This is a genomic window from Microbacterium sp. AG238 (genome assembly GCF_003610405.1).
Taxonomy (GTDB): domain Bacteria; phylum Actinomycetota; class Actinomycetes; order Actinomycetales; family Microbacteriaceae; genus Microbacterium.
In genome coordinates this window covers 1720583-1747180 of the sequence record NZ_RAQC01000001.1, presented here as the reverse complement: position 1 = coordinate 1747180, position 26598 = coordinate 1720583, and the positions used below count along the sequence as shown (strand labels likewise).

Here is a 26598-nt window from a genome sequence, read left to right as displayed (position 1 = left end):
CGCGAGAACGGTTTTCACCGCGAGTTCGCGTCAGAGATCGTTCTGGCGCATCTCGAGGCTCACCTGCTGCGAATCGAGGCGGCGTTGGGACTCGCGCAGCACCTCCGACGAGAACGCGCCCTCGCGCGACAGCTCGAGCAGGCGCGAGCGCATCGCGCCGATCAGCAGCAGCTGCAGCTCGCGCGCGAGGGCACCGGCATCCTCGTCGGCCGCATGCTCCAGTCGGCGGCGCGCGATCGTCAGGGTGCGGGCATCCCATCGGCCACCTTCCTCGACGGCGAGCGTCGGGTCGGCCAGCCGGTCGATCGCCGCGGTGCGCAGCTCGGCGTCGAGCGCCTGCTCCTCCTCGCGCAGCAGCGAGCTGTCGGCGACGGTGCTCGGGATGCGCAGCGCCCGCACCAGGCCCGGCAGCGTGAGGCCCTGGAGGAGCAGGCTGATGACCGCGACCAGGAACGCGGTGAGGATGAGGAGTTCGCGCTCCGGGGTGTCGCGGGGAAGCGTCTGCGCCGCCGCGAGCGTCACGACGCCGCGCATCCCGGCCCACACGATGATCGTGCCGTGCTTCCAGCCGAGCGGCGAGGCCTCGTAGTAGTCGAGGTCGTTGAACGCTCGGGTCACCCGGCTGCGCATGCTCTCCAAACGCCGACGCGCCGCCCCCGGGTTCCGTCCGCGTCTCGCCACGTCGGGCGACAGGTTGTCGAGGTGCTCCGAGATCTGCTCGAGGCGGTCGCGCTGGCGCAGTCGCGCGCGTCTGCCCTGGACGAAGATGAGCCCGGCGACGTAGACGGCGCGGATGGAAAGAAGGATCGCGAGCGAGCCCAGGGCGAGGAGGATCGCCTTCCCGGGTCCGCTCTGCTGCTGGAAGTTGTCGTCGAGGATGCCGCGCAGTTCGAGCCCCATGACCAGGAAGACGCCGCCCTCGAGCACCAGCTCGACCGTCCGCCAGTTGATCTCGTCCGAGACCCGCTGCTCGGCGGTGAACCGGCGCGCGGCACCCTGGCCCGTCGTGATGCCGGACGCCACGGCGGCGACCAGCCCCGAGCCGCCGAGGTGCTCGGTGGGCAGGTACGCCACGAAGGGCACGATGAACCCGAGGGCGGTGGCGGCGACGGTGTTCATGCGTGCCCGGACGCGCAGATTGACGCCGCCGACGACGACGCCGACGATCACGGCGGCGACGATGCCCCAGACGAACGTGCCGACCGTGTCGGCGAAGGCGAACCCGCCGGCCACCGCGGCGATCGCGCTGCGCAGCAGCACGAGTGCGGTGGCGTCGTTGATGAGGCTCTCGCCCTCGAGGATCGTCACGACGCGCGGCGATATACCGAGTCGTTTGACGATGGAGGTCGCGACGGCATCGCTCGGGCTCAGCACCGCCCCGAGCGCGACGGCCAGCGGGAACCCGAGCTGCGGGAGCACGAGGGTGAGAAATCCTCCGACGGCGAGCGCACTGACGACGACGAGGGCGACGGCGAGCCCCGAGATCGACGGCAGATCGCGTCGGAACTCCACTGCCGGCAGTCGGACGGCTGCCGCGTAGAGCAGGGGCGGGAGCACTCCGACGAGGATCAGCTCGGGGTCGACCTCGAAGTCGTCGAGGATCGGCAGCCAGGACGCGGCCAGGCCCACCGCGACGAGGATCAGCGGGCCGGCGACCCCCAGGCGTTTCGACAGCGAGGTCGAGAGCGCGATCGCGACGACTCCGAGGATGAGTCCGGGCAGCAGTTCCACGCGTCCGGGCGCCCGTCAGAGGATGCCGAGAGCCCGGACGGCGTCGCGTTCGTCGACGAGCTCCGCGACCGACGCGTCGAGCCGCGACCGGCCGCGCTCATCGAGGTCGAGACCCGAGACGACGCGATAGCCCGAGCCGTCGCTCGTCACGGGGAAGGAGCAGACCAGGCCCTCGGGCACGCCGTACTCGCCCCGCGAGACGACCGCGGCGGAGGTACGACGACCGTCGGTGCCGAGCACCTCGTCGCGCACGTGTCGCAGGGCGGCGTTGGCTGCCGACGCCGCCGACGACGCACCGCGCACGGCGATGATCTCGGCGCCGCGCTTCGCCACGCGGGGCACGAACTCGTCGTCGAGCCAGGCGCGGGCGGCATCCGTTCCGCCCAGCCGGTCGGCGAGTGCGTCGATCGCGGGACGCCCGGCGACGGTTGCGGAGGCGATGTCGGGGAACTGCGTCGCGGAGTGGTTGCCCCAGATGGTGACCCCGTCGATGTCGGTGACCGCGACGTCCAGGCGGGCGGCGAGCTGCGCGACCGCGCGCTCGTGATCGAGTCGGGTCATCGCGCTGAAGCGCTCAGCCGGCACGCCCTCGGCCGCCGACGCCGCGATCAGCGCGTTCGTGTTCGCGGGGTTGCCCACGACGAGCACACGGACATCGGATGCCGCGGATGCTGCGATGGCCGCCCCCTGCGGGCCGAAGATGCCCGCGTTGGCGGCGAGAAGGTCTCCGCGCTCCATGCCGGCCGATCGGGGCCGGGCCCCCACGAGCATCGCGATGTTGGCGCCCGCGAATCCGGTGCGCGCGTCATCGGTGACCTCGATCGATCGCAGCAGGGGGAACGCGCAGTCCTGCAGTTCGAGCGCGGTCCCCTCCGCGCCGCGGATGCCGTCGGGGATCTCGAGCAGGCGGAGGTTCACGGGCCGGTCGGGGCCGAGCATCTCGCCGGAGGCGATGCGGAACAGCAGGGCGTATCCGATCTGACCGGCCGCGCCGGTGACGGTGACGGTGGTGGCGTCCATGAGCCGAGCCTATTCCTGCCGCCGCGGCCGCGCCGGGGCAGACGACCGGAAGAGTCTGGCGGCGCTCAGCCCTTGCTGCGTGCTTTGCACGCGCGCGGCGCGTGCGCGGATGCAAGGGATCGGGGCCGACACCCCGTGACGGATGCCGCAGGGCCGGGGTGTCGCGGCCAATCCCTTGCATCGCGGCGCAGGCGACCGGACTCGCGGCGGATCCCGGCTCGTCGCCGTGCGGTGACACGGTGCACGACGCCTCGCAGGTACGGTAAAGCGCATGAACGAACGCGACCGCGGAGCCGCACGGTGAGCGTGTCGGCCGCCCTGGCCGGCATCCTGTATCCCGAGATCGAGCCCTACGAGACGGGCTTCCTGCTCGCCGGCGACGGCCAGCGCGTGTACTGGGAGCAGTCGGGCAACCCCGAGGGCAAGCCGGTCGTGTTCCTGCACGGCGGCCCCGGCGGCGGCACCTCGGCCTGGCACCGTCGGTTCTTCGATCCCGAGGCGTACCGCATCATCCTGTTCGACCAGCGCGGCTGTGGGAAGTCGACGCCCCATGCGAGCGATCCGGCGGCCGATCTCCGCTACAACACCACATGGCACCTCGTCGCCGACATCGAACTGCTGCGACGCAACCTCGGCATCGATCGGTGGCAGGTGTTCGGCGGCTCGTGGGGGTCGACGCTCGCACTCGCCTACGCCCAGTCGCACCCGGATGCCGTCTCGGAGCTGGTGCTGCGCGGAATCTTCACGCTGCGGCGCCACGAGCTCGAGTGGTTCTACGAGGGCGGCGCGGCCGCGCTGTTCCCCGACCTGTGGGAGGACTACCTCGCACCGGTCCCCGCCATCGAGCGGAGCCGGCTGATCGAGGCGTACCACCGGCTGCTCACCGACCCCGATCCGGCGGTGCACGTTCCCGCGGCGCAGGCCTGGACCCGCTGGGAGGCGTCGACTGTGACGTTGCGGCCCGATCCCGAACTGGTGACGGCCATGACCGCGGCCGAGTCGGCGACGGCGTTCGCGCGCATCGAGAACCACTACTTCCTCAACGGCGGATGGCTGCGCGAGGGGCAGCTGATCGAGGACGCCGCGTCGGGCCGGCTCCGCGGCATCCCGGGTGTCATCGTTCAGGGCCGCTACGACGCCTGCACGCCGCCCATGACGGCGTGGGACCTGCACCGGGCCTGGCCCGAGGCCGAGTTCGTCATGGTCGACGACGCCGGCCACTCGGCCGGCGAGCCCGGCATCGCCGCCGCTCTCGTCGCCGCGACCGACCGTTTCGCCCGCTGACCCGCGCCCGCGCCGGCGCGGCGGCGCCGAGAACGCACCGTCGCCGCGATAACGCACCGCGGATGGTGCGTTATCGCGAAGAGGGTGCGTTCTCGGCGGCTTGCGCCGCGGGCCAGTGCACCGACACGTCGAGGCGGCGGCGGGTGGGAGCGGATGGCGGGGCGACGAGCATCGGGAGGAGCGCGGCCATGGCCTCGCGGCCCAGCTCGTCACCGTCGACGTCGATCGCGGGCACGTCGTCGGCCCCGATCGCCTCGGCCACCAGGCGTTCCGCGCTGACGACGATCTCGCCGGGCGAGGCGACGCCGCGAGCGCGGAGGGCGAAGACGAGACCGAGGCCGATGGATGTCGCATAGGGCACGACCGCCGTCGCGCCCGAGTCGATGACCGCGTCGGCGGTCGCGACGCCCGCCGCGAAGGTCGCCGGGAACGGGCCGAGCGCGGTCAGCTCGACGCGCTCGCCGACGGCGGCGTCGATCGCGGCGGAGCGCTGCCGGTCCTGCCATGACCCCTCCGGGCCGCCGAGGTACACGATCCCCCGATGACCGGCCTCGGCCAGGCGCGTCGCGAGCTCCGCGAAGGCGCTCGCGGTGTCGGCCACGATCGAGGTCATGCCCTCGATCTCCCGGTCGACGAGGACCGTGGGCCCGAAGGCGCCGGCGGCGCGGACGATGTCGTCGGGACCGCGCGGGGCGACGAGGATGCAGCCGTCGACCTGCCGGGCGAGGCGCTCGAGCTCGTCGAGGCCGTCGGCGTCGTCGAGCCGGTGCACCGCGACGGTGAGCTGCAGGTCGGACTCGCGGGCGCGCTCCTGGGCGCCCGCGATGATCGGGGTGAAGAACGCGTTGTCGAGGGTGGGCACGACGAGCGCGACGATGCCGCTACGTCCCCGGGCGAGGTGGCTCGCGGCGCGGTTGGGGATGAAGCCGAGCGCCGCGGCAGCGGCGCGCACGCGCACGACCGTCTCGGGGGCGACGAGATCGGGGCGGCTGAGAGCACGGGATGCCGTCGACTTCGATACACCCGCATGCGCGGCGACATCGGCGAGTGTCGTCACCGTGCCCCCTTCATCCCGCCGCCGCATGCCGCGACGGTCCGCTCATCCTACTGAGCCGAAGCAACCGGTTGCGCCGGCGTCTGACGGCAGTTTTACACGGTGTTAACACGAATGGTCGCATCGCCCCTCGCGCGGGCTCTACGGTAGGAGCAACCGGTTGCGCAACCGGTTGCACCCGCATCCTCCCCTCGCACGAACGGAGTTCGCTCGTGGTTTCACGCCGCACCGGACTGCTGGCCCTCCCCGGGCTCGCGCTCCTGCTGGCGGGGTTCCTCATCCCGTCGATCGCGATGCTGTTCGCCCCTCCCGGCGTCAGCCTGGTCGACATCCTCGAGCGTCTCGGTCGGATGCTGACCGACCCGTTCGATCTCGCGATCATCGGGCGCACGGTCGGGCTCGGCCTCATCGTCACCGTGATCTGCATCGTGCTGGGGTTCCCGATCGCCTATCTGCTCGCCCGCTCGACCTCGCGCTGGTCGGGCGTGCTGCTCGCCCTCGCGATCTTCCCGCTTCTGCTGAGCAACGTCGTGCGCACGTTCGGCTGGCTCGTGCTGCTGGGCTCGAACGGCGCGATCGGGCAGCTGCTCACCGGGCTCGGCCTCGTCGACCGGGCTCCGCAGCTGCTCTACACCGAGCTGGCGATCGTGCTGGGCCTGACCCAGCTCTTCCTGCCGCTCGCCATCATCTCGTGCTATTCCGCCGTCGCCCAGGTCGATCCTGGGCTCGACGACGCCGCCCGCGGTCTCGGCGCGAGCCGCACCCGGACGTTCTGGGGCATCGTCGTGCCGCTCTCGGCACCGGGCATGGTCGTCGCCTCGACGCTCGTCTTCGCCGGCAGCGTCACCGCCTACACGACTCCGTACCTGCTGGGCGGATCGAGCCAGCGGATGCTGTCGACCCAGCTCTACTCGTACTCGAGCGTCACGATCGACTGGGCGGCGGCGAGCGCGACGGCCATCATCATGACGGTCCTCGTCTTCGCCGTGTCGGGCCTGTCCGCCGTCGTCGGACGACGGGGGGCCACCGCGTGAAGACCAGTCGTCCCGTCGCGGCATCCCTCGCCGTCGCCGGCTACATCATCATGATCGTGCCGATCCTCTTCGTGGTCGCCACGGCGTTCACGGGCGGACGCACCCTGCGCTTCCCGCCGGAGGGCTTCTCGCTGCAGTGGTTCGAGGCGGCGCTGAACTACGACCCGTTCATCAGCGCCCTGCTGTCGAGCCTCCAGCTCGCCCTCATCGCCACGGTGCTCGCACTTCTGATCGGTGTTCCCGTGACGCTGGCGATCCACCGCGGCAAGCTGCCGGGCAAGGGACTCGTCGAGGGGCTCTTCCTCTCGCCCCTCATCGTCCCCGAGCTCGTCGTCGGCCTCGCGCTCTACCAGCAGCTGATGATCGGCCTGCGCCTCGACAACTTCCCGGTGCTGCTCGTCGGCCACACCGTGCTGATGCTGCCCTACGCGGTGCGGGTCACGGGCGCGTCGCTCGCGCTCGCCGATCCCGGCATCGAAGAGGCCGCCCGCGGGCTCGGCGCGTCGCCGCTACGCGCGTTCTTCTCCGTCACGCTGCCCCTGCTGCGCCCCGGCATCTTCTCGGCGGGGCTGCTGAGCTTCGTCACCTCGTTCAACAACGTGCCGCTGTCGCTGCTGCTGCAGAGCCGCGACTTCCGCACGCTCCCCGTCACCATGCTCGACTACGTCCAGCAGAGCTACGACCCGATGGTCGCGGCCACGAGCACCATCATCCTCGCGGGCACCGTCGTCATCGCCGTCATCGCCGAGCGCACCGTCGGCTTCGCCCGCATCTTCGGAGGGATCAACCGATGACCACCGCAGCAGAGTTCGTCGGGGTGACCCAGCGCTTCGGCGACTTCACCGCCGTCGACGACATCGACCTCGCCATCCCGTCGGGGCAGCTCACGACGTTGCTCGGACCGAGCGGATGCGGCAAGACCACCTCGCTGCGCATGCTCGCGGGCTACACCCAGCCGACGTCGGGCCGCATCATGATCGCGGGCACGGACGCCACCCGCACGCCACCCGAGCGACGTGGACTCGGGATGGTGTTCCAGTCGTACGCCCTGTTCCCGCACATGACCGTGGCCGAGAACGTCGGTTACGGCCTGAAGCTGCGCAAGGTCGCGGCGGCCGAGCGTCGGCGTCGCGTCGAGGAGTCGCTCGACCTCGTCGGCCTCGGACACCTCGCGGCGAGCCGGCCGAAGAAGCTCTCGGGCGGACAGCAGCAGCGCGTGGCCCTCGCCCGCGCCATTGCGATCCGGCCGACGCTGCTCCTCCTCGACGAGCCGCTGTCGAACCTCGACGCGCGCCTGCGCGTGCAGATGCGCGCCGAGATCCGCCGCATCCAGTCCGAGACCGGTCTGACGGTCGTGCTCGTCACGCACGATCAGGACGAGGCGCTGGAGATGTCCGACCGCATGGTGCTCATGCGCGACGGCCGCATCATGCAGGAAGGCGCCCCGTCCGACGTCTTCACCGCTCCGGCCAACCGTTTCGTCGCGGAGTTCCTCGGCTACGAGAACTTCCTCGCCGCGGCGGACGGGACGCTGACGACCGTGCGTCCCGAGCACCTCGCTCTCGGGCGCCCCGCGGACGGGACCGGGCTCGCGCTCGACGGAGTCGTGCTCGACGTCGCCTACCGCGGAGTCGACCGTCTCGTGACCGTCGAGACCGCCGACGCCACGGGCGCGGCCGTGCGCCTCATCGCCGATGTCCGCGACGAGGCCGTCACCGCCCGCCCCGGCGATCGGGTCACCGTCACGGCGCCGACCGCCCGCCTCATCCGCCTCGCCTCCTGAGCGGCCCGACGCCTCCACCCCGCACCAGCACCCGCACCCACCCCAGCACCAGACCCGCACCTCTGCGCCCCGCCCGCAGACCTCCGAGAGGAACCCGCATGATCCGCACCCGCACCAGCCGCGTCCTCGCGGCATCCGCCGCCGTCGCCGCCACGGCTCTCGTCGTCACCGGCTGCTCCGGCGGTTCGGCAGAGTCCGGCGACGGGGGATCGAGCGACTCGATCGTCGTCAGCGCCTTCCCGTTCGGCGTCGAGCAGTTCCAGGAGGCGATCGTCGACCCCTTCACCGAGAAGACCGGCATCACGGTCGAGATCGAGACCGGGTCGAACGCCGACCGGCTCTCGCAGCTCCAGCTCGCCGGTGGCGACGCCGGGATCGACGTGATGCTGATCTCCGACACCTTCGCGGCATCCGGCCAGGAGCAGGGGCTGTTCCAGGACTTCGACGAGTCCGACGTCCCGAACCTGGCGAAGATCGCCGACTTCGCGGTCGAGGACGGTTATGACGGACCCGCCTACAGCTACCAGCTCAACGGCACGCTCTACAACACCGACGAACTGGATGCCGCGCAGGCCGCCGACTGGTCGCTCTACGCCGACTCCGCCTACAGCGGACGCCTCGCCTTCCCCGACATCGCGGTGACGGCCGGGCAGCTCGCCGTCTCGGGGGTCGCGTCGACGTTCGGTGACGGCCCCTACGACATCGACACCGCCTACATGACGATCGGCGGTTGGGCCCCGAACATCCTGCAGTTCTACTCGTCGTCGACCGAGGTCACCAACCTGCTCACGCAGGGCGAGATCGTCGCCGCCGATGCGCTGAGCGGCTTCGCGACCACGCTCATCGCCTCCGGTGAGCCCGTCGCGTGGACCGCGCCCGCCGAGGGTCGCTACATGGCGACCAACCGTGCCATGATCCCCAGCGGAGCGAAGAACCTCGAGGGCGCGTACGCGTTCATCGACTACCTGCTCTCCGTCGAGGCGCAGACGGCATCGGCCGAGATCGTCGGCGACCTCCCCGTCGCCCTCGACGCGACGATCCCCGCCGAGATCACCGCGGTGGTCGGTGACATCGCCGCCGACCCGATCGCCGCGGGCTACGCGACGCTCGACCCCGCCGAGATCGTCCCGAACCGCGCGCAGTGGGTCGAGCGGTTCGCGCGCGAGGTCGCCTCGCGCTGATCCAGACCGCCCGGCCGCCGAGCATCCCCCCATCCTCGGCGGCCGGGCCTCTTCTCGCGGTTTCACGACCGCACCGCTCCACGAGTACGAACGGCACCATGACTTCCGCAGCATCCCTCCCCGTCGACTACCTGCAGCGTCTGCCGAAGGCCGACCTGCACTGCCACCTCATCGGCACGGTCCGCGCGTCGACGTTCGCCGAGCTGGCGCACCGCGAGTCGCTCGAACTGCCCGCCGACCCCGAGCGCATCTTCGCCGACATCAACTCGCTGCCGCCCGACCCTGCCCTCTACCGGAACACGCGCATCCCCGTTCCGCAGCAGCGCGGTGCAGATGAGCCGGAGGTGTCGTACTCGCTCTTCCAGGTGTCGAACTGGGTGGTCGAGGTGCTCCGGGATGCTGACGACCTCACCCGCATCGTCTACGAGGCCTTCGAGGACGCCCACCGCCGCAGCGGTACGCGCCACCTCGAGCTCTTCTTCGATGCGCTGCCGCCGCACCTCGAGTCGCTCGGGTATCTCGGCGCCGTCGAGGCGTACGCCGACGGCATCCGGATGGCTGAGAGGGATTTCGGCATGACGGGGCTGATGATCCAGGGGATCGATCGCAGCCGCAGTGGCGAGGAGGCCCTCGCGGTCGTCCGCCGGGTCGTCGACAACCCCCACCCGTACGTCTCGGGCATCGGTCTCGACAACCTCGAGACCGCCGGTCCGCCCGAGCGCTTCGTCGACGCGTACCGCCTGGCCGGTGAGGCGGGTCTCGGACGCACCGCGCATTCGTCGGAGCACGCCCCGACCGCCGTCAACACGATCACCTGCCTCGATCTGCTCGGCTGCGACCGCATCGACCACGGGTACTACGTGCTCGAGGACGACGCGGTCGTCGAGCGGATGCGCGAGGAGCAGGTCGCGTTCACCGTCGCCTCGACCACGTCACGCCGCTCGTGGCGGCCCTGGCGTCGCGCATCGATCGGCGCGATGCTCGAGGCCGGGCTCAACGTCATCCCGTGCTCCGACGACCCCGGGATGTTCCCCACGACCCTCGCCGCCGAGTACGGCATCGTCACGGAGCAGATCGGTGCGTCGCGCGAGCAGGTCCGCCGGATGGCGATCTCGTCGTTCGAGGCGTCGTGGCTGCCCGCCGAGGATCGGGCCCGTCGCGTCGCCGAGGTCACCCGCGAGATCGACGCTCTCGACGCCGAGTTCGCGCTCTCGGTCTGACGCCCGCTGGGGCGCCGCCCGCGCCGAGCACGCACCCCCGCCGCGAGAACGTACGGTCGAGGGTGCGTCTTCGCGGCGAGCGTGCGCTCTCGGTGGTAGGCCCCAGCGAGCAGTGCGCGTGTGCCGGATGCTGCGGGTCAGCGACCGCTGCGGCGTCCGGCGCTGTTTTGGCGGACGACCGAGCCCACCATGAGCTTGCCGCCTGAGGCAGCACCGTTCGAGGATGCACGGCGGCCGGTGCGGCGCGGGTTGCCCGCGGGGGCGGCATCGCGCGTCTCGCGGGGTGCGCGGTCGGCGCTCTGGCCGCCGCGCGAGGACTGCTGTCCGCCGCGGCTCGGCTGCTGGTCGCGCTGACCGCCCGAGCGTGCAGCCTGCCCGTCGCGGCCACCGGCAGCACCCTGGCCCTGGCCCCGTCCGCCGCGACCGCGTCCGCCGCTGGAGCGGCCGCCACCGTTCGACGCACCGCCGTCGCGAGCGTCACGTGCAGCGCGCTTGCGCTGGGCGTTGGCGCCCTGGCTCGTGCCACGGGGCGCGACCTCGACCGGCGCGGGGGTCACGTAGGGCGCGACCTTGCCGACGAGAGCGGTGACCTCGGGCGACTCTGCGGTGACCGAGGTCGGGGTGACGGCGATGGCGGCCTTGCGGAGCAGATCCTTGACGTCGCGCTCCTGGCCCGGCATCACGAGAGTGACGACGGCGCCCTCGGCGCCCGCGCGCGCGGTGCGGCCCGAGCGGTGCAGGTACGCCTTGTGCTCCATGGGCGGGTCGACGTGCACGACGAGCTCGACGTCGTCGACGTGTACGCCGCGGGCGGCGACATCCGTCGCGACGAGAACCTTCGCGGTGCCCGACGAGAACGCGGCCAGGTTGCGGTCGCGCTGCGGCTGCGAGAGGTTGCCGTGCAGGTCCACCGAGGGGATGCCCTGCGAGGTCAGCTGCTTGGCGAGCTTCTTCGCCGCGTGCTTGGTGCGGGTGAAGAGGATGCGGCGGCCCATGCCCGAGGCGAGCGCCTTGACGACATCCTTCTTCTCCTCGGCGCCGGCGAGGTGGAACACGTGGTGCGTCATCGCCGCGACCGGGGAGTGCGCCTCGTCGACCGAGTGCAGCACCTCGTTCTGCAGGAAGCGCTTGACGAGCTTGTCCACGCCGTTGTCGAGGGTCGCGCTGAACAGCATCCGCTGTCCGTCGCGCGGCGTCTTGTCGAGGATGCGCGTGACAGCGGGGAGGAAGCCGAGGTCGGCCATGTGGTCGGCCTCGTCGATGACGGTGATCTCGACGGAGTCGAGGGTCAGGTGGCGCTGCTGCAGCAGGTCTTCGAGGCGACCGGGGCAGGCGACGACGATGTCGACGCCAGCGTTGAGGGCCTGAACCTGACGGTTCTGGTTGACGCCTCCGAAGATGGTGGTCGTCTTCATGCCGTAGGCAGCCGCGAGGGGCTCGAGGGTCGCGTTGATCTGCGTCGCCAGTTCGCGGGTCGGGGCGAGGACGAGGCCCAGGATGCGGGCGGCGCGGCGGCTGCCGCCGGCCAGCTCGCCGCCGAGGCGCGCGGCCATCGGGATCGAGAAGGCGAGGGTCTTGCCCGAGCCGGTCTTGCCGCGGCCGAGCACGTCGCGCCCGGCGAGGGTGTCGGGCAGGGTGTCGACCTGGATCGGGAAGGCGGTGGTCTTGCCGTCCTTCGCGAGGGCTTCGACGAGGGGAGCGGGCACGCCGAGCGTGCGGAAAGTGGTGTCAGTCATGAGGGAGTGTGTCTCCGGGCGCACGTCGGCGCCCTGATCGGTGGCCCGGATGCGGGTGCGCATGCGGGGTCGCCGTACGAAAGAGTCCGCGGGATGCCGGTCGTGACCCGGTGGGCGGAAGGCGTTCTACGACGCGTGCGGCGCGAGCGCGCCACAAGTTCGACCAGTCTACCAGTGCAGGCCCGGCGGTCGGTTCGGCCCCCTCGCGGCGACCGCGTGCCCGCTGGAGCCGCGATGCAAGGGTTCGGCTGCGACACCCCGCCGGTACGGCATCAGTGACGGGGTGTCGGCCCGGATCCCTTGCATCCGCGCACGGCCCCGAGGCTGCCCGGCGTCGGAGGCTCGGAACCTCCCCGACGTCTCCGAGCCCTCGGATGCCGTTGGCCTGGAGCCGCGATGCAAGGGTTCGGCTGCGAAACGCCGCCGGTGCGGCATCCGTCACGGGGTGTCGGCCCGGATCCCTTGCATCCGCGCACGCAGCACGCGCGCGGCACGCGCCCAGGTCAGATGAGCGAGAGCTCGCGCAGCTTCGTTGCCACGTCGTCGTTGCTCGGCTCGACGTGATGTGTCGCGTCGGGGTAGACCACGACGGGGATCTGGGTGCGACCCGAGATCTCGCGCGCGACGTCGGCTGCAGCCGGCTCCGCCTCGAGGTCGATGTAGGTGTAGTCGACGCCGAGCTCGTCGAGCTGCGCCTTCGTGCGGCGGCAGTCGCGGCACCAGTCGGCGCCGAACATCGTGATCGTGTCGGTGGAAGCGGTCATACCTCCAGCGTACGTCCGCGACGGAGGACCGGGCCCGACCCCGATCCCGCCCAGTGCGTACCGATCACGCGAAAACGCACCGCCTCCCGAGCACTCTCGACGAGGCGGTGCGCTCTCGGCGCGGAAGCCCGCGCCTCAGTACTCGGCGGCTCGGGCGCGCTCGGGAGCCGCGTCGAGCACCGCTGCGACGCGCTGCTTCTTGGGTGCGTAGACGACGAGCGCGTGGAAGACGAAGCGCACCACGAACGCCGCGATGAGCGTCAGGCCGGCAGCGATGACGCTCGGGATGTGTGCGTTCTCGACGAGCATCCAGAGCACCGGGATCCGGATGATGGCCTCGGCGTTGTTGAACGCGAACGATTTCACGAACCGTTGCGTCATGCTTCCGGATTCCGACCGCATGTCGGAGAAGACGAGGTATTCGAGCAACAGGAAGTTGCCGATGATCGTGATCTCGCTCGCGATGATGGATGCCGGCAGGTAGTCCATTCCGAGCCGGATCAGACCCCACATGATCACCAGGTTCGCGATGGCGCCGACGCCGCCGACCAGGGCGAACGCCGACATCCGTCCGAAGCGGAGCATCAGCAGCTGGGTGAGGAACCGGATGCCCTGTGTGAAGGTCGCCTTCGACGAACCGGCGTAACGCGGTGCGAAGGCGAACGGCACCTCGGCGACCCGCATGTGACGGCGCGCCAGGATCTCGAGCAGGATCTTGAAACCGCGCGGCCGCAGAGCGTCGACGTCGATCGTGTCGCGGTTGACCAGGAAGAATCCAGTCATCGGGTCGCTGCATTCGCCGAGCTTGCGGGGGAACATCGCCTTGGTGAGCAGCGTCGACGCGCGTGAGACGGTCGTGCGCGTCGCATCGGCCAGCCCCTTCGAGTCGCCGCCGGCGATGTAGCGCGAGGCGACGACGACATCCACGTCTCCGCGGTCGGCGCGTGCGAGCAGCCGGGGGATGTCCTCGGGTGGATGCTGCAGATCGCCGTCCATCACGAGACACCACGACGAGTTCGCGGCGCGTATGCCTTCGACCACCGCCCCGCCGAGTCCCGCGACCGGCTCGTCGCGGTGGATCAGTCGCACCGGGAAGTCGGCCGCTCTCGCGGCCCGCTCGATGATCGCGGGGGTGTCGTCCGTCGAGTCGTCGACGAAGACGACCTCGATCATCCGGTCGTCGACCGCGTCACCGATCCGTCGGAGCAGCTCCACCACGTTCGGGCCTTCGTTGAAGGTCGGGACGACGATCGTCAGATCCATGGAACGCTCGCAAGTGAAAACGGACGGGGGAATTCACACAGTACTGAGGATTCATATGCGTACAAGTGGTTGACCCTTTGGATATCTCCTGAGATTCACCCGATGGACTTCTTGATGTCATCCACGGTCATGCCGTAGTTGACGCGGACGACGGGCAGGGCCAGCTTGTCGCTTCCGATCGAGACGTAGCCGGGCTCGATCGTGCGTGCCATCTCGAAGCCCGCGTCGGCGACCGCCTGCTTCGCGGCGTCGTTGTAGTGGCCGAACGGGTACGCGATCACCTCTTTCGTGCCGCCGAGCACGCTCGCGGAGGTCTCCAGATCGGTGACGATCTCGTCGTGCGTCCAGTTCACGATGCGTCCGCGCCCGTCCGCGCCTGCGGAGTGCATGTCGTGCGTGTGCGAGCGCTTGAGCACGTACGGCGTGAGTTCGGGTCCGGCGCCGTTGATCGTGATGACGAAGGATGTCGTCATCACGCGGTACTTCTCCACCAGTGGCACGGCGAGCTCGAGCCACGACGGGTCGGCGTCGTCGTCGGTGATGATGACCGAGTGATCGGGGAGGAAGAGCTCGCCGTCGATGAACGCGCTCAGCTCCGGCCAGGTGGGCAGGTAGAACTGCTGCTCGGAGATGTACTTCAGGTGTGATTCCCAGTCGCCGACATAGGCGTAGTTGCCGCGGAGCCAGCCCGACTCGCCCTCCGGCTTCGTCGTGAACTGGTGGTACATCAGGATCGGGATGCGCGTCTTCGCGGCGGCGTTGTCGGCCGCGTTCATCCACGCGGCGTGCACCGTGCGCTGCTGGCCGTCGCAGGTGACGGCATCCGCGCCGTTGAGCCGACCCGGGATCGCCAGCGCCGCGGCATCCTCGGCTGTGTCGTACCAGCCGGCGAACACCATGCCCTCGCGCGCGGGGATCGGCAGCGAGGCGTAGGGCTTCCCTTGCGTCTCGAGCTCCGGGGCGATATCGATCGCGTCGCCGGTGAACGACACGGCGCATGCGTTCGGGTCGTTCGCATCGGCGATGAGCTGTTCCGCCGGCGTCAGCGGTTCGGGCGTCGGGGTGTCGGCTTCGGGGGTGGGGGTGCCCGCGGATACCGCCGGCTCGGGGAGCATGCTCGCGCGCTGCATCGCGTCGACCGCGAACCAGCCGCCGGCCGCGGCGACGAGCAGGACTCCGGTGAGAGCCGCGCTGATACCGATCACCCGGCGTTTGCGCTGTCGCCGCGCGTTCGAACGTCGCGTTGCGGCCATCGTTACTCCCCCTGTGGTGCCCGGTGCGTCCGTCGAATCCTAGGGTGCGCGGCTGTGCGGATACGCGCCGATGTTCCGGATGCCGCGGCGAGGGCAACCCCCTTTCACGCTTGCGTTGACGCGCGGAGACTACCGAACCATGAACGCGTTTGCAGCCCCTGCGGATCCGGGCCGCGTTCGCGTCGGCATCTCCGGGTGGCGGTACGCCGGATGGCGCGGCGACTTCTACCCCACGGGACTCGCCCAGCGGCGCGAGCTCGCATACGTGGGGGAGCGGATGTCGACGGCCGAGCTGAACGGATCCTTCTATTCGCTGCAGCGCCCGTCGAGCTATCACCGGTGGCGGAGCGAGGTGCCCGAATCGTTCGTCTTCGCCGTGAAGGGCTCGCGCTATGTCACGCACATGCTGCGCCTGCGCGGAGTCGAGACGGCGCTGGCGAACTTCTTCGCGTCGGGTGTGCTCGCGCTCGGGCGGCAACTCGGCCCGGTGCTCTGGCAGCTGCCCGAGCGGGAGGAGTTCGACGCCGCCGTGCTCGAGGAGTTCCTCGCCCTTCTGCCGCGGACGACGGGCGAGGCGCTCGCGCTCGCCGAGCGGCACGACGAACGCCTCGACGGGCGGGCGTGGCTCGAGATCGAGGACGACCGGCCGATCCGGCACGCTCTCGAGCCGAGATCGGCAGGGTTCGGATCGGATGCCGCGCTCGTGCTGCTGCGTGCGCACGACACCGCCCTCGTGGTGGCCGACACCGCTGGACGCTTTCCCCGGTTCGAGGAGGTCACGACTGCCGGGCACGTGTACGTCCGGCTGCACGGCGCGACCGACCTCTACGCGAGCGGGTACTCCGACGCGGAGCTCGAGGAGTGGGCGGACCGCATCCGGGGATGGGCCGACGGGTCAGCGGCATCCGATGGCCGTCCGCGCGATGTGTGGGTGTACTTCGACAACGACGCGCGGGGGAGGGCGCCGCACGACGCCGTCGTGCTCGCGCAGCGGCTCGATGCGGCGTTCATGCGTGGCTGACGTACGAGATCACCGCGCTCATTTCGGTGAATTAGAGTGACCGGATGTTCCGCAAGACCCGTGCCGAGCGTGAGCGAGAGCTCGACCAGGTCCTTCGCGGTATTGCCGACCACCCGCTGTCCTCAGAGGAAGTGCGGCAGGCGAATTCCCTGATCGAGCAGCTTGACGGTCAAGATCCGTCGGTCATCGACGACGCCCTCGCAAGCCGCGGCCTCCCGTCGCTGCAAGACCTGGGGAGGATGCAGCTGAAGCATGGGCTCGCCTTCGGTCGGCTTCACCGGCGTAGGCGCAAGCTCGAGAAGACGCTCGGCCGAACCTGACCCTTTCGCCCGCGGGTGCGATGCGGCGTTTAGGCTCGGCGGGTGACCGATCGGGATGCTGCGTGAGCGTGCAGCCGGCTCCGTGGGTCTGCCCGACCTGCGGCGATCCGCTGCGCTTCGAGATCCTCGACGACGAAGCGTTCCTCGTGGCGTGGTCGTGCCTGAACTGCGGACTCGTTCGGGTCACCGAGCCGGCCTGAGCCCGGGCGCCTCAGTGTCCCGGGTGAGGAGGCATCTGCTCGACGCCGGTCACCCCGCGCCGTAGGGTCACTCACATGTGCGGGCGATTCGCGAACGACGCCAAGACGGACGAGCTGATCCGGGAGTACGTCGCCGAGGGCGGCGACCCCGAGGACTGGGTGAAGTCGTGGGCCGGTGCGTACTCGATCGCGCCGACCGAGGATGCTCCAATCGTCCGCGACCGGGGCGAAGGGCGGGTCCTGGAGCTCGTGCGCTGGGACTGGCAGAAGCCGGTGAATCGCCCGCGGGGCGGTCCGATCATCAACGCGCGGATGGAGAAGCTGGCCCAGGGATTCTGGGCGCCGGCATTCAGCGCGGCTCGATGCATCGTTCCGATGCGGGGCTACTTCGAGTGGACCGGTGAGAAGACCCCGAAGACCCCGCACTTCCTCCACGGCGACCGCTTGCTCTCGGCTGCCGGGCTCACCTGGTCGATGGAACTGCCGACCGGCGAGAAGACGCGTTGCTTCGTCGTCATCACCCGCGAGGCGCGGGACGCGAGCGGACAGGTGCACGACCGGATGCCGGCCTTCCTGACGCCGGACACGTGGGATGCCTGGCTGACGCCCGAGAAACTCACCGGCGACCGCAAGGCGGAGACGCTGGCGATGCTCGAGCACACGTCCGGTCAGGTCGCCTCGACGATCCGCGAGCACGTCGTCGACCGCAAGGTCAGCAACTCCCGCACGGTCGATCCCGCCGACCCGACGCTGCTCGATCCGGTGGCGTAGCCGGTCCTTCGTGAGGGCATCGAGCGCTCGTCGTCAGGTTGCGGGTAGCGCATCGAGCTTCGCCGGCCGCTCCGCCATGGGCCGGCTGAGCGCCCAGGTGAGCAGCCCGCAGAGCGCGAAGCTTGCGCCGAGTACCGCACATCCCGCCCACCCCGCCGCCGCATAGACGGCGGTCGTAGCGGTCGCGCCCAGGACGGATCCGAGCGAGTAGAAAACCATGTAGCCACCGATCGCGCTGCTGGTCCGTTCGGGGAAGGCCTCGGTGAGTAGCGACTGGTTGCTGACGTGAACCGCCTGGACGGCGAAGTCCAGAAAGATGACGCCGATGATCACGAGCCAGATCGACCATGTGGCCTGACCGGCCGCGATCCACGACAGTGCCAGGACGACAAGCGCCGCCCCGGTAACGCGGCTCGCTCGGCCGTTGTCCGCCCACCAGCCGGCCCGGGCTGCCCCGAGCGCGCCGGCCAGCCCGGCGATGCCGAACAGCCCGACCTGCGTGGCGTCCAGATGCCAGGGTCCGGCCTCCAGGGGCAGGGCGAGTCCGCTCCAGAGCGTGCCGAACGACGCGAAGAGGAAGAACGCGATCACACCACGTGAGACGAAGAACGGTACAGCGAACATGCGGACGAGCGAGCCGATCACGGCACCGTAGGTTCTGCGACTCATTCGCGCTTCCGCCGGTAACCGGGTGAGGACGGCGACCGCGAGCGCGACGAGCATCGCTGCGAGTGCGAGGTAGACGGCTCGCCAGCCCCAGAGATCGGTCAGAATCCCGGCGACGACGCGGGCACCGAGAATTCCCACCACCACGCCGGAGGTGACGACACCGAGCGAACGGCCGCGTTCGGCGGGAGCGGAGAGATCCGCGGCGAAGGCGACGGCTGTCTGGACGACGACAGCGAAGAGTCCCGTCGCCGCGAGCCCGGCGACCAGGACCGCGGCCCCCGTGGCCGATGCCGTGACCAGGGTGCCGGCGGCGCAGAGAACGAGGTGGAGCGCGATGAGCCGCCGCCGATCGATCACGTCACCGAGGGGCACGAGGCCGATCAGCCCGATGAGGTAGCCGACCTGCCCGGCAGCGATCACCCATCCCCACTCGGATGTCGCGATGCCGACGTCTCGGCCGATGTGCGCGAGCATCGGCTGGGCGGCGTAGATCGTCGACACAGCGACCGCGCACACCGTCGCGAGCAGCATCCTCGCCGTACGAATCCCGCTCACGAGCCCTCTCCAATGGTAGTCGTTTGCAACTCATCGCGGTATGGCAGAATGGTTGCAGTTCGCAACTCAATGGGAGGGGTCGAGCGAATGGTCGGAGATATCGAGGACGTGACCTGGACCGACTCGACGTGCCCGGTCGCTCGGACGATCGACCTCGTCGGCGACCGGTGGAGCCTGCTGATCATCCGCGACGCGATGGACGGCGCCCGGTCGTTCACCGACTTCCAGCAGCGCACCGGCGTTGCGCGCAACATCCTCACGGAGAGGCTGCGGCGCCTCGTCGATCGCGGGCTGTTGAGGCGTGAGGCTGCGGCATCCGGTCGCCGCCAGCACTACGTCCTCACCGACGCGGGGTGCGACTTCTTCACGGTGATCGTCGCGCTCCGGCAGTGGGGCGAGCGTCACATGTTCGAGGATGGCGAGCCGCGCTCAGTCCTCGTCGATGTGGACGGGCATGTGCTCGCAGAAATGAGGCCGGTGGACTCGGATGGGCGTGCCGTCAACGCCGACTCGACGGCTGTCGTTCGCCCCGTTGGGGCGAGTTGAGGGGAGCGGGACCTCGTCGGCGCGGGTCCGGCGGCGTCACTCGTCGGGTGTCGGCTCGTGACTGAAGTCGTACGCGGGGTCCGACCGCTGCCACAGGAGGTATCCGGCGAGTGCGGTCGCGAGCCCGACGAAGTGCAATGCCGGGTAGACCAGTGCCGGGGCATCCGGTAGCAGACCCGCGAAGACGATCGACGCGATGAACGCGGCGGCACTGAATGCCGCCAATGCCACCGCCCACCGGCGCAGCCGCTTCGTGCGGGGGCTCTGCGGTCGCGGAGACGCGTTCATGCCTCGACCATAGGGCCCCGCACGGCCGATCAGCGGAGCGCGTCGGTGTCAGGGCAAAGCAAAACCCCCGCCATGTAGAAGCTAGGCGAGGGTTTCTGGGACCGTTGTAACGACGGTCCGTGTGGCTCCGACGGGCGTCGATCCCGTGACCTCACGATTTTCAGTCGTGCGCTCTACCAACTGAGCTACAGAGCCGCATGGCGTCAGAGATGCCATGTCCTAGACGAAAGGCCCTCTGGAAACCAAAGGGCCCGTCGCTTTAGAGCGACCCTGACGGGACTTGAACCCGCGACCTCCGCCGTGACAGGGCGGCACGCTAACCAACTGCGCTACAGGGCCATGCTTATTAAGTTGTGGGAGTGACCCCAACGGGATTCGAACCCGTGCTACCGCCGTGAAAGGGCGGCGTCCTAGGCCGCTAAACGATGGGGCCGAGCGAACCCAGACCCGGGAGTCAAACGTTCACGCTTACCGAGGGACAAGCATATGCGATCCGCCGCCGATGTGCGAATCGGGGGCGTGGCGTCCGCCGCCCGGGCGTGTCTCCGGGGCACAATGGCGAGGTTCGCACGGTCCGGACGTCGTCGACGACGCTTCCGGTGATGTGACGTGTGTTGCTACTGTGAACGAAGTTGCTCACGCGATATGGAGGTTCACCCGCGTGCGATACGAGAGCCTCGACTCCCCCGAAGACTGCGGCTGCGCCCCGACACCCGCAGAGAGCAAGAAGCTCTCGCAGCTGATCTCGCGCCGCGGCGCCCTCGGCCTCGGCGCCGTCGGCTTCGTCGCAGCGACGGCGTTCCTCGCCCCCGGCATCCCCTCCGCCTTCGGAATCGAGGGCTACCCGTCGTGGGACGACGTGCAGCGCGCGAAGGGCAACGAGGCCGCGAAGGCCGCGGAGATCTCGCGCATCGAGAAGCTGATCGCCGACCTGGCCGCGGATGTCGCGTACAAGCAGGCCGAGGCGGCTCGTCTGGGCGAAGAGTACGCGCAGGCCCAGGCAGCGTTCGAAGACGCTAGCGCCCGCGCCACCTCGCTGCAGGATCAGGCCGACGCGCAGTCCGCCGCGGCTCTCGAGGCCGCACGCCGCGCCGGCAAGCTCGCCGCTCAGCTGTACCGCAACGGCGGCGATGACACGAGCCTGAAGCTCTTCTTCTCCGATTCCGCTGCGAGCGCCGACGACCTGCTGGCTCGTCTCGGCACGATGGACAAGCTGCTGCAGGCTAACCGCGGCGTCTACACGGATGCCGTCACCGCCCGCGAGACCGCCCAGAGCCTGAGCGATCAGGCTGGTGTGGCCCGCGACGAGCGCGACCGTCTGAAGGTCGAAGCCGAGCAGAAGATGATCGCGGCGCAGGAAGCCGCGACGGCCGCTCAGGCGGCCCTCGAAGAGCAGACCGCGAACATGGCGACCCTCGAGGCACAGCTCGCCGCCCTCAAGGACGAGACGGCCACGACTGTCGCGGGTTACCAGGCCGGAGTCGAAGAGCAGCGCCGTCGCGACGAGGAGCGTCGTCGCCGTGAGCGCGAAGAGGCGGCCCGTCGTGCCGCCGAGGAAGAGCGTCGTCGTCAGGAAGCCGCAGCCGCGGCAGCCGCCGCTGGCAACAGTGGCGGTGGCGGCGGTGGCGGCGGTGGGGGCGGCGGCGGCGGTGGGGGCGGCGCCGGGCAGGTTCAGCCCTCCGGCTGGGTACGCCCCGGTCCCGGCTACATCAGCTCCTGGTACGGCAACCGCGGCACCATCTGCTCCGGCGGTGTGTGCACCAGCGGGCACCGCGGCATCGACTTCGCCGGCGGATGCAGCGCCCCGATCTATGCCGCGGCATCCGGAACCGTCGTCTTCGCGGCCTACACGAACAGCTGGGGCAACTACATCAAGGTCGACCACGGCGGCGGCATCATCTCCGGTTACGCGCACATCCAGAACGGCGGCTTCAACGTCGGATACGGACAGCGCGTCTCGGCCGGACAGGTCATCGCCTACGCCGGCAACACCGGCATCTCGCAGGGCTGCCACCTGCACTTCGAGATCTACCGCAACGGTGAGCGCATCGATCCCGCGCCGTTCCTTCGCGATCGCGGCATCTCGGTCTGAGCTTCAGCGCTCACGAGCCCGGAACAACGAAGGAGGGGCGGATGCTGCAGCATCCGCCCCTCCTTCGTTCGTCTGAGACTCAGAGCGAGTTGGGCGCTTCGCCCTCACCCTGCGTCTTGGTCTGGCCCTCGTGCTCCTCGAAGCGCTCGAACGCCTCGGAGACGAGACGCTCGGCCTCGGCGGCGCCGGCCCACTCGTCGACCTTGACCCACTTGTTGGGCTCGAGGTCCTTGTAGTGCTCGAAGAAGTGGCCGATCTCGTTCTTGGTCCAGTCGTCGATGTCGCCGACATCCTGGATGTGGGCCCACCGCGGGTCTTTCGCCAGCACGGCCACGACCTTGTCGTCGCCGCCGGCCTCGTCGCTCATCTTCAGCACGGCGACGGGGCGGACCTTCGCCAGCACGCCGGGGTAGATGTCGCGGTCGAGCAGCACGAGCACGTCGAGCGGGTCGCCGTCTTCGCCGAGGGTGTTCTCGAAGAAGCCGTAGTTGCTGGGGTATCCCATCGGCGTGAACAGCACGCGGTCGAGGAAGACCCGGCCGGTGCCGTGGTCGACTTCGTACTTCACGCGGCTGCCGCGGGGGATTTCGATGACGGCGTCGTACGCGCCCATACGTGTGCTCCTTCGATATGACGGTGGGATGCCGCCGTCCAGCCTACTTCGCGGCGCCCGCCGTGCCGTATACAGGCTCAGCCCGGATTTCGCGCCTGCGGCGGCGTTGCCGCAGGCTCTCAGCCTGTCGACGGCACGAGCCCAGCGGATGACGGTCAGTGTCCGGCCGGTGCCCGCACCCCACGCCGTCCGCAGGCTCAGCGTCGGGTTGAGGCTGCCGGGCGGGCCGCGCAACGTGCTCAGCCTGTTGACGGCACGACCCCGACCCCGGCCTCGCACGACCTCGGCCCTCGCACGAGCCCGCCACCGCCCCGAGGCCGGGCCCGTGCCGCCGGCCGTGCCGTCCGCAGGCTCAGCGTCGGGTTGAGGCTGCCGGGCGGGCCGCGCAACGTGCTCAGCCTGTTGACGGCACGACCCCGACCCCGGCACGACCCCGACCCCGGCACGACCCCGACCCCGGCACGACCCCGGCACGACCCGACCCCCGCCCGAGCCCGCCATCGGCACGAGCCCGGCTACCGTAGGGGCGTGCCGTCGCTGAGCCCCGCCATCGCCGAGGTCCGTCGTGCCGTGCGGGCGTCACTGTCGGCATTGCCTTCCGGGAGCACCGTCATCGTCGCGCTGTCGGGCGGGCCCGACTCGCTGGCCCTCGCCGCAGCAACAGCCTTCGAGGCCCCGAAGCTCAGTTTGCGCGCCGCCTCGCTCACGGTCGACCACGGGTTGCAGCCCGGCTCCGACGAGGTGGCTCTCACGGCCGCGCGCGCCGCCGCGGGCCTCGGACTCGATCCGCTGGTCGTGCGCGTCGAGGTCGGTACCGCGGGAGGCCCGGAGGCTGCGGCCCGCGAGGCGCGCTACGGCGTGCTGCGGGATGCCGCGCGCGACGCGAACGCCGCCGCCGTGCTGCTCGGTCACACCCTCGATGATCAGGCCGAGACGGTGCTGCTCGGGCTGGCGCGCGGCGCCGGGGCGACGAGTCTCGCGGGCATGGCGCCCGACCGCGCCGACGACGATTCCGGCGTGCGCTGGCTTCGGCCGCTGCTGGGGGTGCGCCGCGAGACCACGCTCGCCGCATGCGCGGCGGCCGGGCTCGACCCGTGGCTCGACCCGCACAATCACGACGACCGCTTCCGGCGGGTGCGGGTCCGCGAGCGGGTGCTGCCGCTTCTCGAAGCAGAGCTCGGCCCGGGCGTGGCCGAGGCGCTGGCCCGCACGGCCGAGCAGCTGCGTGAGGACGCGCAGGCGTTCGACGACATGATCGCCGAGACGATCGAAGACATCGTCGAGCCGGCCGAGGCGGGCATCGCGATCTCGGTCGCCGCGCTCGCCGCCAATCCTCCGGCGCTGCGCCACCGCATCATCCGGCTCGTCGTGCAGAGCGAGTTCCACGAGAGCCTCACGCGCAGCCAGACCCTCGAGGTCGCCCGGCTCGTCACCGACTACTCCGGTCAGGGACCGATCGACCTTCCCGGATGCCGCGCCCGCCGCGTCGGCCGGCTCATCGAGTTCTCGGCGGGCGGGAGCGGCGCCTAAACTCGTCGCATGCGTGCTGCCGAGATCGCCGACCAGCTCACCGACGTCCTCGTCACGGAGGAGGAGATCCAGGCCAAGCTCGCCGAGCTCGCCGCCCGGGTCGAGGCCGACTACGAGGGTAAGGAGCTCATCCTCGTCGGGGTCCTCAAGGGCGCCGTGATGGTCATGGCCGACTTCGCCCGCGCGCTCAAGCGCGACATCACGATGGACTGGATGGCGGTGTCGTCGTACGGCGCGAGCACGAAGTCGAGCGGTGTCGTGCAGATCCGCAAGGACCTCGACGCCGACCTGCACGGCAAGCACGTGCTGATCGTCGAGGACATCATCGACTCGGGCCTCACCCTCAGCTGGCTGCTCGAGAACTTCCAGTCGCGCGGCGCCGAGTCGCTCGAGGTGCTGGCGCTCCTGCGCAAGCCCGAAGCCGCGAAGGTCGAGATCGACTGCCGCTATGTCGGCTTCGACATCCCGAACGACTTCGTCGTGGGCTACGGCCTCGACTACGCCGAGAAGTATCGAAACCTGCGGGATGTCGCGGTCCTCGCGCCGCACGTCTACAGCTGAGCGGGCTTCGCGTGGCGGCTCCCGGTACGCCCAAAACGAACGCACAGAGCCCGCATAGTCGGCGCGGGGTAGCCTGATCGCACCATGGACGTCAAGAAAGTCACGCGCAACCCGCTGATGTACGTGTTGCTCATCGGCGCGCTGCTGCTGATCGGCTTCATGCTGATCTCCAGCCTCACCGGCGCGAAGCAGATCACGACCCAGCAGGGCTTCGAGCTGCTCAAGGGCGACACCGTCACGAAGGTGCAGACCACGGACGGCGATCAGCGCGTCGATCTGACGCTCTCCGACGACTTCGAGGGCTCGAAGCAGGTGCAGTTCTACTACACCTCCGCGCGTGCCGACGAGGTCGTCTCGGCCGTCGACGCGGCGAACCCCGCCGACGGGTACAACGACGTCGTGCCGCGGGCCACGTGGTTCGACGGATTCCTCTCGCTCATGCTGCCGCTGGTGCTGCTGGGCCTGCTCTTCTGGTTCCTGATGTCGAGCGCGCAGGGCGGCGGCAGCCGCGTCATGCAGTTCGGCAAGTCGAAGGCGAAGCTCGTCACGAAGGAGACCCCGACGGTCACCTTCGGCGATGTGGCCGGCTCCGACGAGGCCATCGAGGAGATGCAGGAGATCAAGGACTTCCTGAAGGACCCGACGAAGTTCCAGGCCGTCGGCGCCCGCATCCCGAAGGGCGTGCTGCTGTACGGCCCTCCCGGAACCGGTAAGACGCTCCTCGCACGCGCCGTCGCGGGCGAGGCCGGTGTGCCGTTCTACTCGATCTCGGGTTCGGACTTCGTGGAGATGTTCGTCGGTGTCGGCGCGAGCCGCGTTCGCGACCTCTTCAAGGAGGCGAAGGAGAACTCACCCGCCATCATCTTCATCGATGAGATCGACGCCGTCGGTCGCCACCGCGGCGCCGGCATGGGCGGCGGTCACGACGAGCGCGAGCAGACGCTCAACCAGATGCTCGTCGAGATGGACGGCTTCGACCCGAAGGTCTCGGTGCTCGTCATCGCGGCGACCAACCGTCCCGACATCCTCGACCCCGCGCTGCTGCGTCCGGGTCGCTTCGACCGTCAGATCGGCGTCGACGCCCCCGACCTCAAGGGCCGTCAGAAGATCCTCGAGGTGCACGGCCGCGGCAAGCCGCTGTCTCCCTCGGTCGACCTGGCCGTCATCGCTCGCAAGACCCCGGGCTTCACCGGTGCCGACCTCGCGAACGTGCTGAACGAGGCGGCGCTCCTGACCGCGCGCTCGAACGCGCAGCTGATCGACATGCGCGCCCTCGACGAGGCGATCGATCGCGTCATCGCCGGTCCGCAGCGTCGCACGCGCGTCATGAAGGACAAGGAGAAGCTCATCACGGCCTATCACGAGGGCGGTCACGCCCTCGCTGCGGCGGCGATGAACCACTCCGACCCGGTCACGAAGGTCACGATCCTCCCGCGCGGCAAGGCGCTCGGCTACACGATGGTGCTGCCGCTCGAAGACAAGTACTCCGTGACCCGCAATGAGCTCCAGGACCAGCTCACCTACGCGATGGGCGGACGCGTCGCCGAGGAGGTCGTGTTCCACGACCCGACGACCGGTGCCTCCAACGACATCGAGAAGGCGACCGGCATCGCCCGCAAGATGGTGACCGAGTACGGGATGACGACCGAGGTCGGCCCCGTGAAGCTCGGGTCGTCGTCGGGCGAGGTGTTCATGGGTCGCGACATGGGTCACGGCCGTGACTTCTCCGAGCGCATCGCCGAGCGGGTCGACGCCGAGGTGCGGCTGTTGATCGAGCAGGCGCACAACGAGGCGTACGAGGTCATCAACGCCAATCGCGACGTCCTCGACAAGCTCGCTCTCGCCCTCCTCGAAGAGGAGACCCTCGACCACCTGCAGCTCGCCGAGATCTTCAAGGACATCAAGAAGCTCCCGCCGCGCCCGCAGTGGCTCTCGAGCCAGGATCGTCCGGTGTCGACCCTGCCCCCGATCGACGTTCCCAAGCGTCGCGAAGAGGCCGGGCTGGCGGCATCCGCCGTCGCCGAGACGGAGACCGAGACCGCCGCCGAGCGTGCCCCGCACCGTCGCCCCTCGGGGCAGGCGCGACCCGCGACCGCGTAGGCTCGGGGC

Annotated in this window: 25 protein-coding genes and 3 tRNA genes; 15 read left to right on the top strand and 13 right to left on the bottom strand. The window is 70.0% G+C overall.

Going from position 1 to position 26598, the window contains the following annotated elements; genetic code table 11:
- Positions 1 to 30: 30 nt before the first annotated feature.
- Both DEU36_RS08200 and DEU36_RS08195 read right to left on the bottom strand, forming a co-directional pair.
- Positions 31 to 1731, bottom strand: coding sequence for a sodium:proton antiporter (locus tag DEU36_RS08200; RefSeq protein WP_120263713.1), 1701 nt, complete (start codon positions 1729 to 1731; stop codon positions 31 to 33).
- 15 nt (positions 1732 to 1746) lie between these two features.
- On the bottom strand, positions 1747 to 2751 hold the full coding sequence (locus DEU36_RS08195; protein WP_120263712.1) for a malate dehydrogenase: 1005 nt from the start codon (positions 2749 to 2751) through the stop codon (positions 1747 to 1749).
- Positions 2752 to 3057: 306 nt separating this feature from the next.
- Between DEU36_RS08195 and pip the strand changes: the two genes are divergently transcribed.
- The gene (pip, locus tag DEU36_RS08190) at positions 3058 to 4035 is read left to right on the top strand and encodes a prolyl aminopeptidase (RefSeq protein ID WP_183045375.1); all 978 of its coding nucleotides are present in this window, start codon (positions 3058 to 3060) and stop codon (positions 4033 to 4035) included.
- 70 nt (positions 4036 to 4105) lie between these two features.
- Here pip and DEU36_RS08185 read toward each other — a convergent pair whose 3' ends face one another.
- On the bottom strand, positions 4106 to 5092 hold the full coding sequence (locus DEU36_RS08185; RefSeq protein WP_120264446.1) for a LacI family DNA-binding transcriptional regulator: 987 nt from the start codon (positions 5090 to 5092) through the stop codon (positions 4106 to 4108).
- A gap of 209 nt (positions 5093 to 5301) precedes the next feature.
- Between DEU36_RS08185 and DEU36_RS08180 the strand changes: the two genes are divergently transcribed.
- From DEU36_RS08180 to DEU36_RS08160, 5 genes are all read left to right on the top strand, one after another.
- Positions 5302 to 6123 (top strand): ABC transporter permease, encoded by an 822-nt coding sequence (locus tag DEU36_RS08180; protein WP_112615945.1) that lies wholly within the window; start codon positions 5302 to 5304, stop codon positions 6121 to 6123.
- On the top strand, positions 6120 to 6917 hold the full coding sequence (locus DEU36_RS08175; RefSeq protein ID WP_120263711.1) for an ABC transporter permease: 798 nt from the start codon (positions 6120 to 6122) through the stop codon (positions 6915 to 6917). The genes DEU36_RS08180 and DEU36_RS08175 overlap by 4 nt, the downstream gene beginning before the upstream one ends.
- A complete protein-coding gene (locus DEU36_RS08170) occupies positions 6914 to 7906 on the top strand; it encodes an ABC transporter ATP-binding protein (protein ID WP_120263710.1) in 993 nt (330 codons plus the stop codon). The genes DEU36_RS08175 and DEU36_RS08170 overlap by 4 nt, the downstream gene beginning before the upstream one ends.
- A gap of 98 nt (positions 7907 to 8004) precedes the next feature.
- Entirely contained in the window at positions 8005 to 9087 is a 1083-nt protein-coding gene (locus DEU36_RS08165; protein ID WP_120263709.1) for an extracellular solute-binding protein, read from the top strand.
- Positions 9088 to 9185: 98 nt separating this feature from the next.
- Positions 9186 to 10307 carry a hypothetical protein gene (locus tag DEU36_RS08160; RefSeq protein ID WP_259455278.1) on the top strand — a complete coding sequence of 374 codons (1122 nt, stop codon included), beginning with the start codon at positions 9186 to 9188 and terminating at the stop codon, positions 10305 to 10307.
- Positions 10308 to 10444: 137 nt separating this feature from the next.
- Here DEU36_RS08160 and DEU36_RS08155 read toward each other — a convergent pair whose 3' ends face one another.
- The 4 genes from DEU36_RS08155 to DEU36_RS08140 form a co-directional block, all read right to left on the bottom strand.
- Entirely contained in the window at positions 10445 to 12043 is a 1599-nt protein-coding gene (locus tag DEU36_RS08155; protein WP_120264444.1) for a DEAD/DEAH box helicase, read from the bottom strand.
- A 503-nt stretch (positions 12044 to 12546) separates the two neighbouring features.
- A complete protein-coding gene (locus DEU36_RS08150; protein ID WP_120263708.1) occupies positions 12547 to 12807 on the bottom strand; it encodes a glutaredoxin domain-containing protein in 261 nt (86 codons plus the stop codon).
- Positions 12808 to 12942: 135 nt separating this feature from the next.
- Entirely contained in the window at positions 12943 to 14070 is a 1128-nt protein-coding gene (locus DEU36_RS08145; protein ID WP_120263707.1) for a glycosyltransferase, read from the bottom strand.
- Between the two features lie 95 nt (positions 14071 to 14165).
- Positions 14166 to 15323: a polysaccharide deacetylase family protein gene (locus DEU36_RS08140; protein WP_120263706.1), complete on the bottom strand. Its 1158-nt coding sequence runs from the start codon at positions 15321 to 15323 to the stop codon at positions 14166 to 14168.
- 139 nt (positions 15324 to 15462) lie between these two features.
- Between DEU36_RS08140 and DEU36_RS08135 the strand changes: the two genes are divergently transcribed.
- The 4 genes from DEU36_RS08135 to DEU36_RS08120 all read left to right on the top strand — a co-directional run bounded on the left by DEU36_RS08135 (position 15463) and on the right by DEU36_RS08120 (position 17635).
- Positions 15463 to 16344 (top strand): DUF72 domain-containing protein, encoded by an 882-nt coding sequence (locus tag DEU36_RS08135; protein WP_120263705.1) that lies wholly within the window; start codon positions 15463 to 15465, stop codon positions 16342 to 16344.
- Positions 16345 to 16388: 44 nt separating this feature from the next.
- Positions 16389 to 16664 (top strand): hypothetical protein, encoded by a 276-nt coding sequence (locus DEU36_RS08130; RefSeq protein WP_120263704.1) that lies wholly within the window; start codon positions 16389 to 16391, stop codon positions 16662 to 16664.
- Positions 16665 to 16726: 62 nt separating this feature from the next.
- Positions 16727 to 16864 carry a hypothetical protein gene (locus DEU36_RS08125; RefSeq protein ID WP_259455277.1) on the top strand — a complete coding sequence of 46 codons (138 nt, stop codon included), beginning with the start codon at positions 16727 to 16729 and terminating at the stop codon, positions 16862 to 16864.
- A gap of 75 nt (positions 16865 to 16939) precedes the next feature.
- Complete coding sequence (locus DEU36_RS08120) at positions 16940 to 17635, top strand: SOS response-associated peptidase (protein WP_120263702.1); 696 nt, start codon at positions 16940 to 16942, stop codon at positions 17633 to 17635.
- Positions 17636 to 17668: 33 nt separating this feature from the next.
- Here DEU36_RS08120 and DEU36_RS08115 read toward each other — a convergent pair whose 3' ends face one another.
- Entirely contained in the window at positions 17669 to 18859 is a 1191-nt protein-coding gene (locus tag DEU36_RS08115) for an MFS transporter (RefSeq protein ID WP_259455276.1), read from the bottom strand.
- 87 nt (positions 18860 to 18946) lie between these two features.
- On the opposite strand from DEU36_RS08115, the gene DEU36_RS08110 reads away from it, so the two are divergent.
- A complete protein-coding gene (locus DEU36_RS08110; protein ID WP_120263700.1) occupies positions 18947 to 19405 on the top strand; it encodes a helix-turn-helix domain-containing protein in 459 nt (152 codons plus the stop codon).
- A gap of 36 nt (positions 19406 to 19441) precedes the next feature.
- Here the strand turns inward: DEU36_RS08110 and DEU36_RS08105 are convergent, their stop codons facing one another.
- The 4 genes from DEU36_RS08105 to DEU36_RS08090 form a co-directional block, all read right to left on the bottom strand.
- On the bottom strand, positions 19442 to 19693 hold the full coding sequence (locus DEU36_RS08105; protein ID WP_120263699.1) for a hypothetical protein: 252 nt from the start codon (positions 19691 to 19693) through the stop codon (positions 19442 to 19444).
- A 122-nt stretch (positions 19694 to 19815) separates the two neighbouring features.
- A tRNA-Phe gene (locus tag DEU36_RS08100) sits at positions 19816 to 19888 on the bottom strand.
- Between the two features lie 70 nt (positions 19889 to 19958).
- Positions 19959 to 20032: transfer RNA gene (locus DEU36_RS08095), tRNA-Asp, on the bottom strand.
- 21 nt (positions 20033 to 20053) lie between these two features.
- Positions 20054 to 20126, bottom strand: a tRNA-Glu gene (locus DEU36_RS08090).
- A gap of 228 nt (positions 20127 to 20354) precedes the next feature.
- Between DEU36_RS08090 and DEU36_RS08085 the strand changes: the two genes are divergently transcribed.
- Positions 20355 to 21785, top strand: a complete 1431-nt coding sequence (locus DEU36_RS08085; protein WP_259455275.1) for a M23 family metallopeptidase — start codon at positions 20355 to 20357, stop codon at positions 21783 to 21785.
- 79 nt (positions 21786 to 21864) lie between these two features.
- Here the strand turns inward: DEU36_RS08085 and DEU36_RS08080 are convergent, their stop codons facing one another.
- Positions 21865 to 22398, bottom strand: a complete 534-nt coding sequence (locus DEU36_RS08080) for an inorganic diphosphatase (protein ID WP_120263697.1) — start codon at positions 22396 to 22398, stop codon at positions 21865 to 21867.
- 528 nt (positions 22399 to 22926) lie between these two features.
- Here DEU36_RS08080 and tilS point away from each other — a divergent pair.
- The 3 genes from tilS to ftsH all read left to right on the top strand — a co-directional run bounded on the left by tilS (position 22927) and on the right by ftsH (position 26589).
- On the top strand, positions 22927 to 23928 hold the full coding sequence (gene tilS, locus DEU36_RS08075; RefSeq protein ID WP_120263696.1) for a tRNA lysidine(34) synthetase TilS: 1002 nt from the start codon (positions 22927 to 22929) through the stop codon (positions 23926 to 23928).
- 9 nt (positions 23929 to 23937) lie between these two features.
- Positions 23938 to 24489: a hypoxanthine phosphoribosyltransferase gene (gene hpt, locus DEU36_RS08070; protein WP_120263695.1), complete on the top strand. Its 552-nt coding sequence runs from the start codon at positions 23938 to 23940 to the stop codon at positions 24487 to 24489.
- An 84-nt stretch (positions 24490 to 24573) separates the two neighbouring features.
- Positions 24574 to 26589 carry an ATP-dependent zinc metalloprotease FtsH gene (gene ftsH, locus DEU36_RS08065; RefSeq protein WP_120263694.1) on the top strand — a complete coding sequence of 672 codons (2016 nt, stop codon included), beginning with the start codon at positions 24574 to 24576 and terminating at the stop codon, positions 26587 to 26589.
- Positions 26590 to 26598 lie beyond the last annotated feature (9 nt).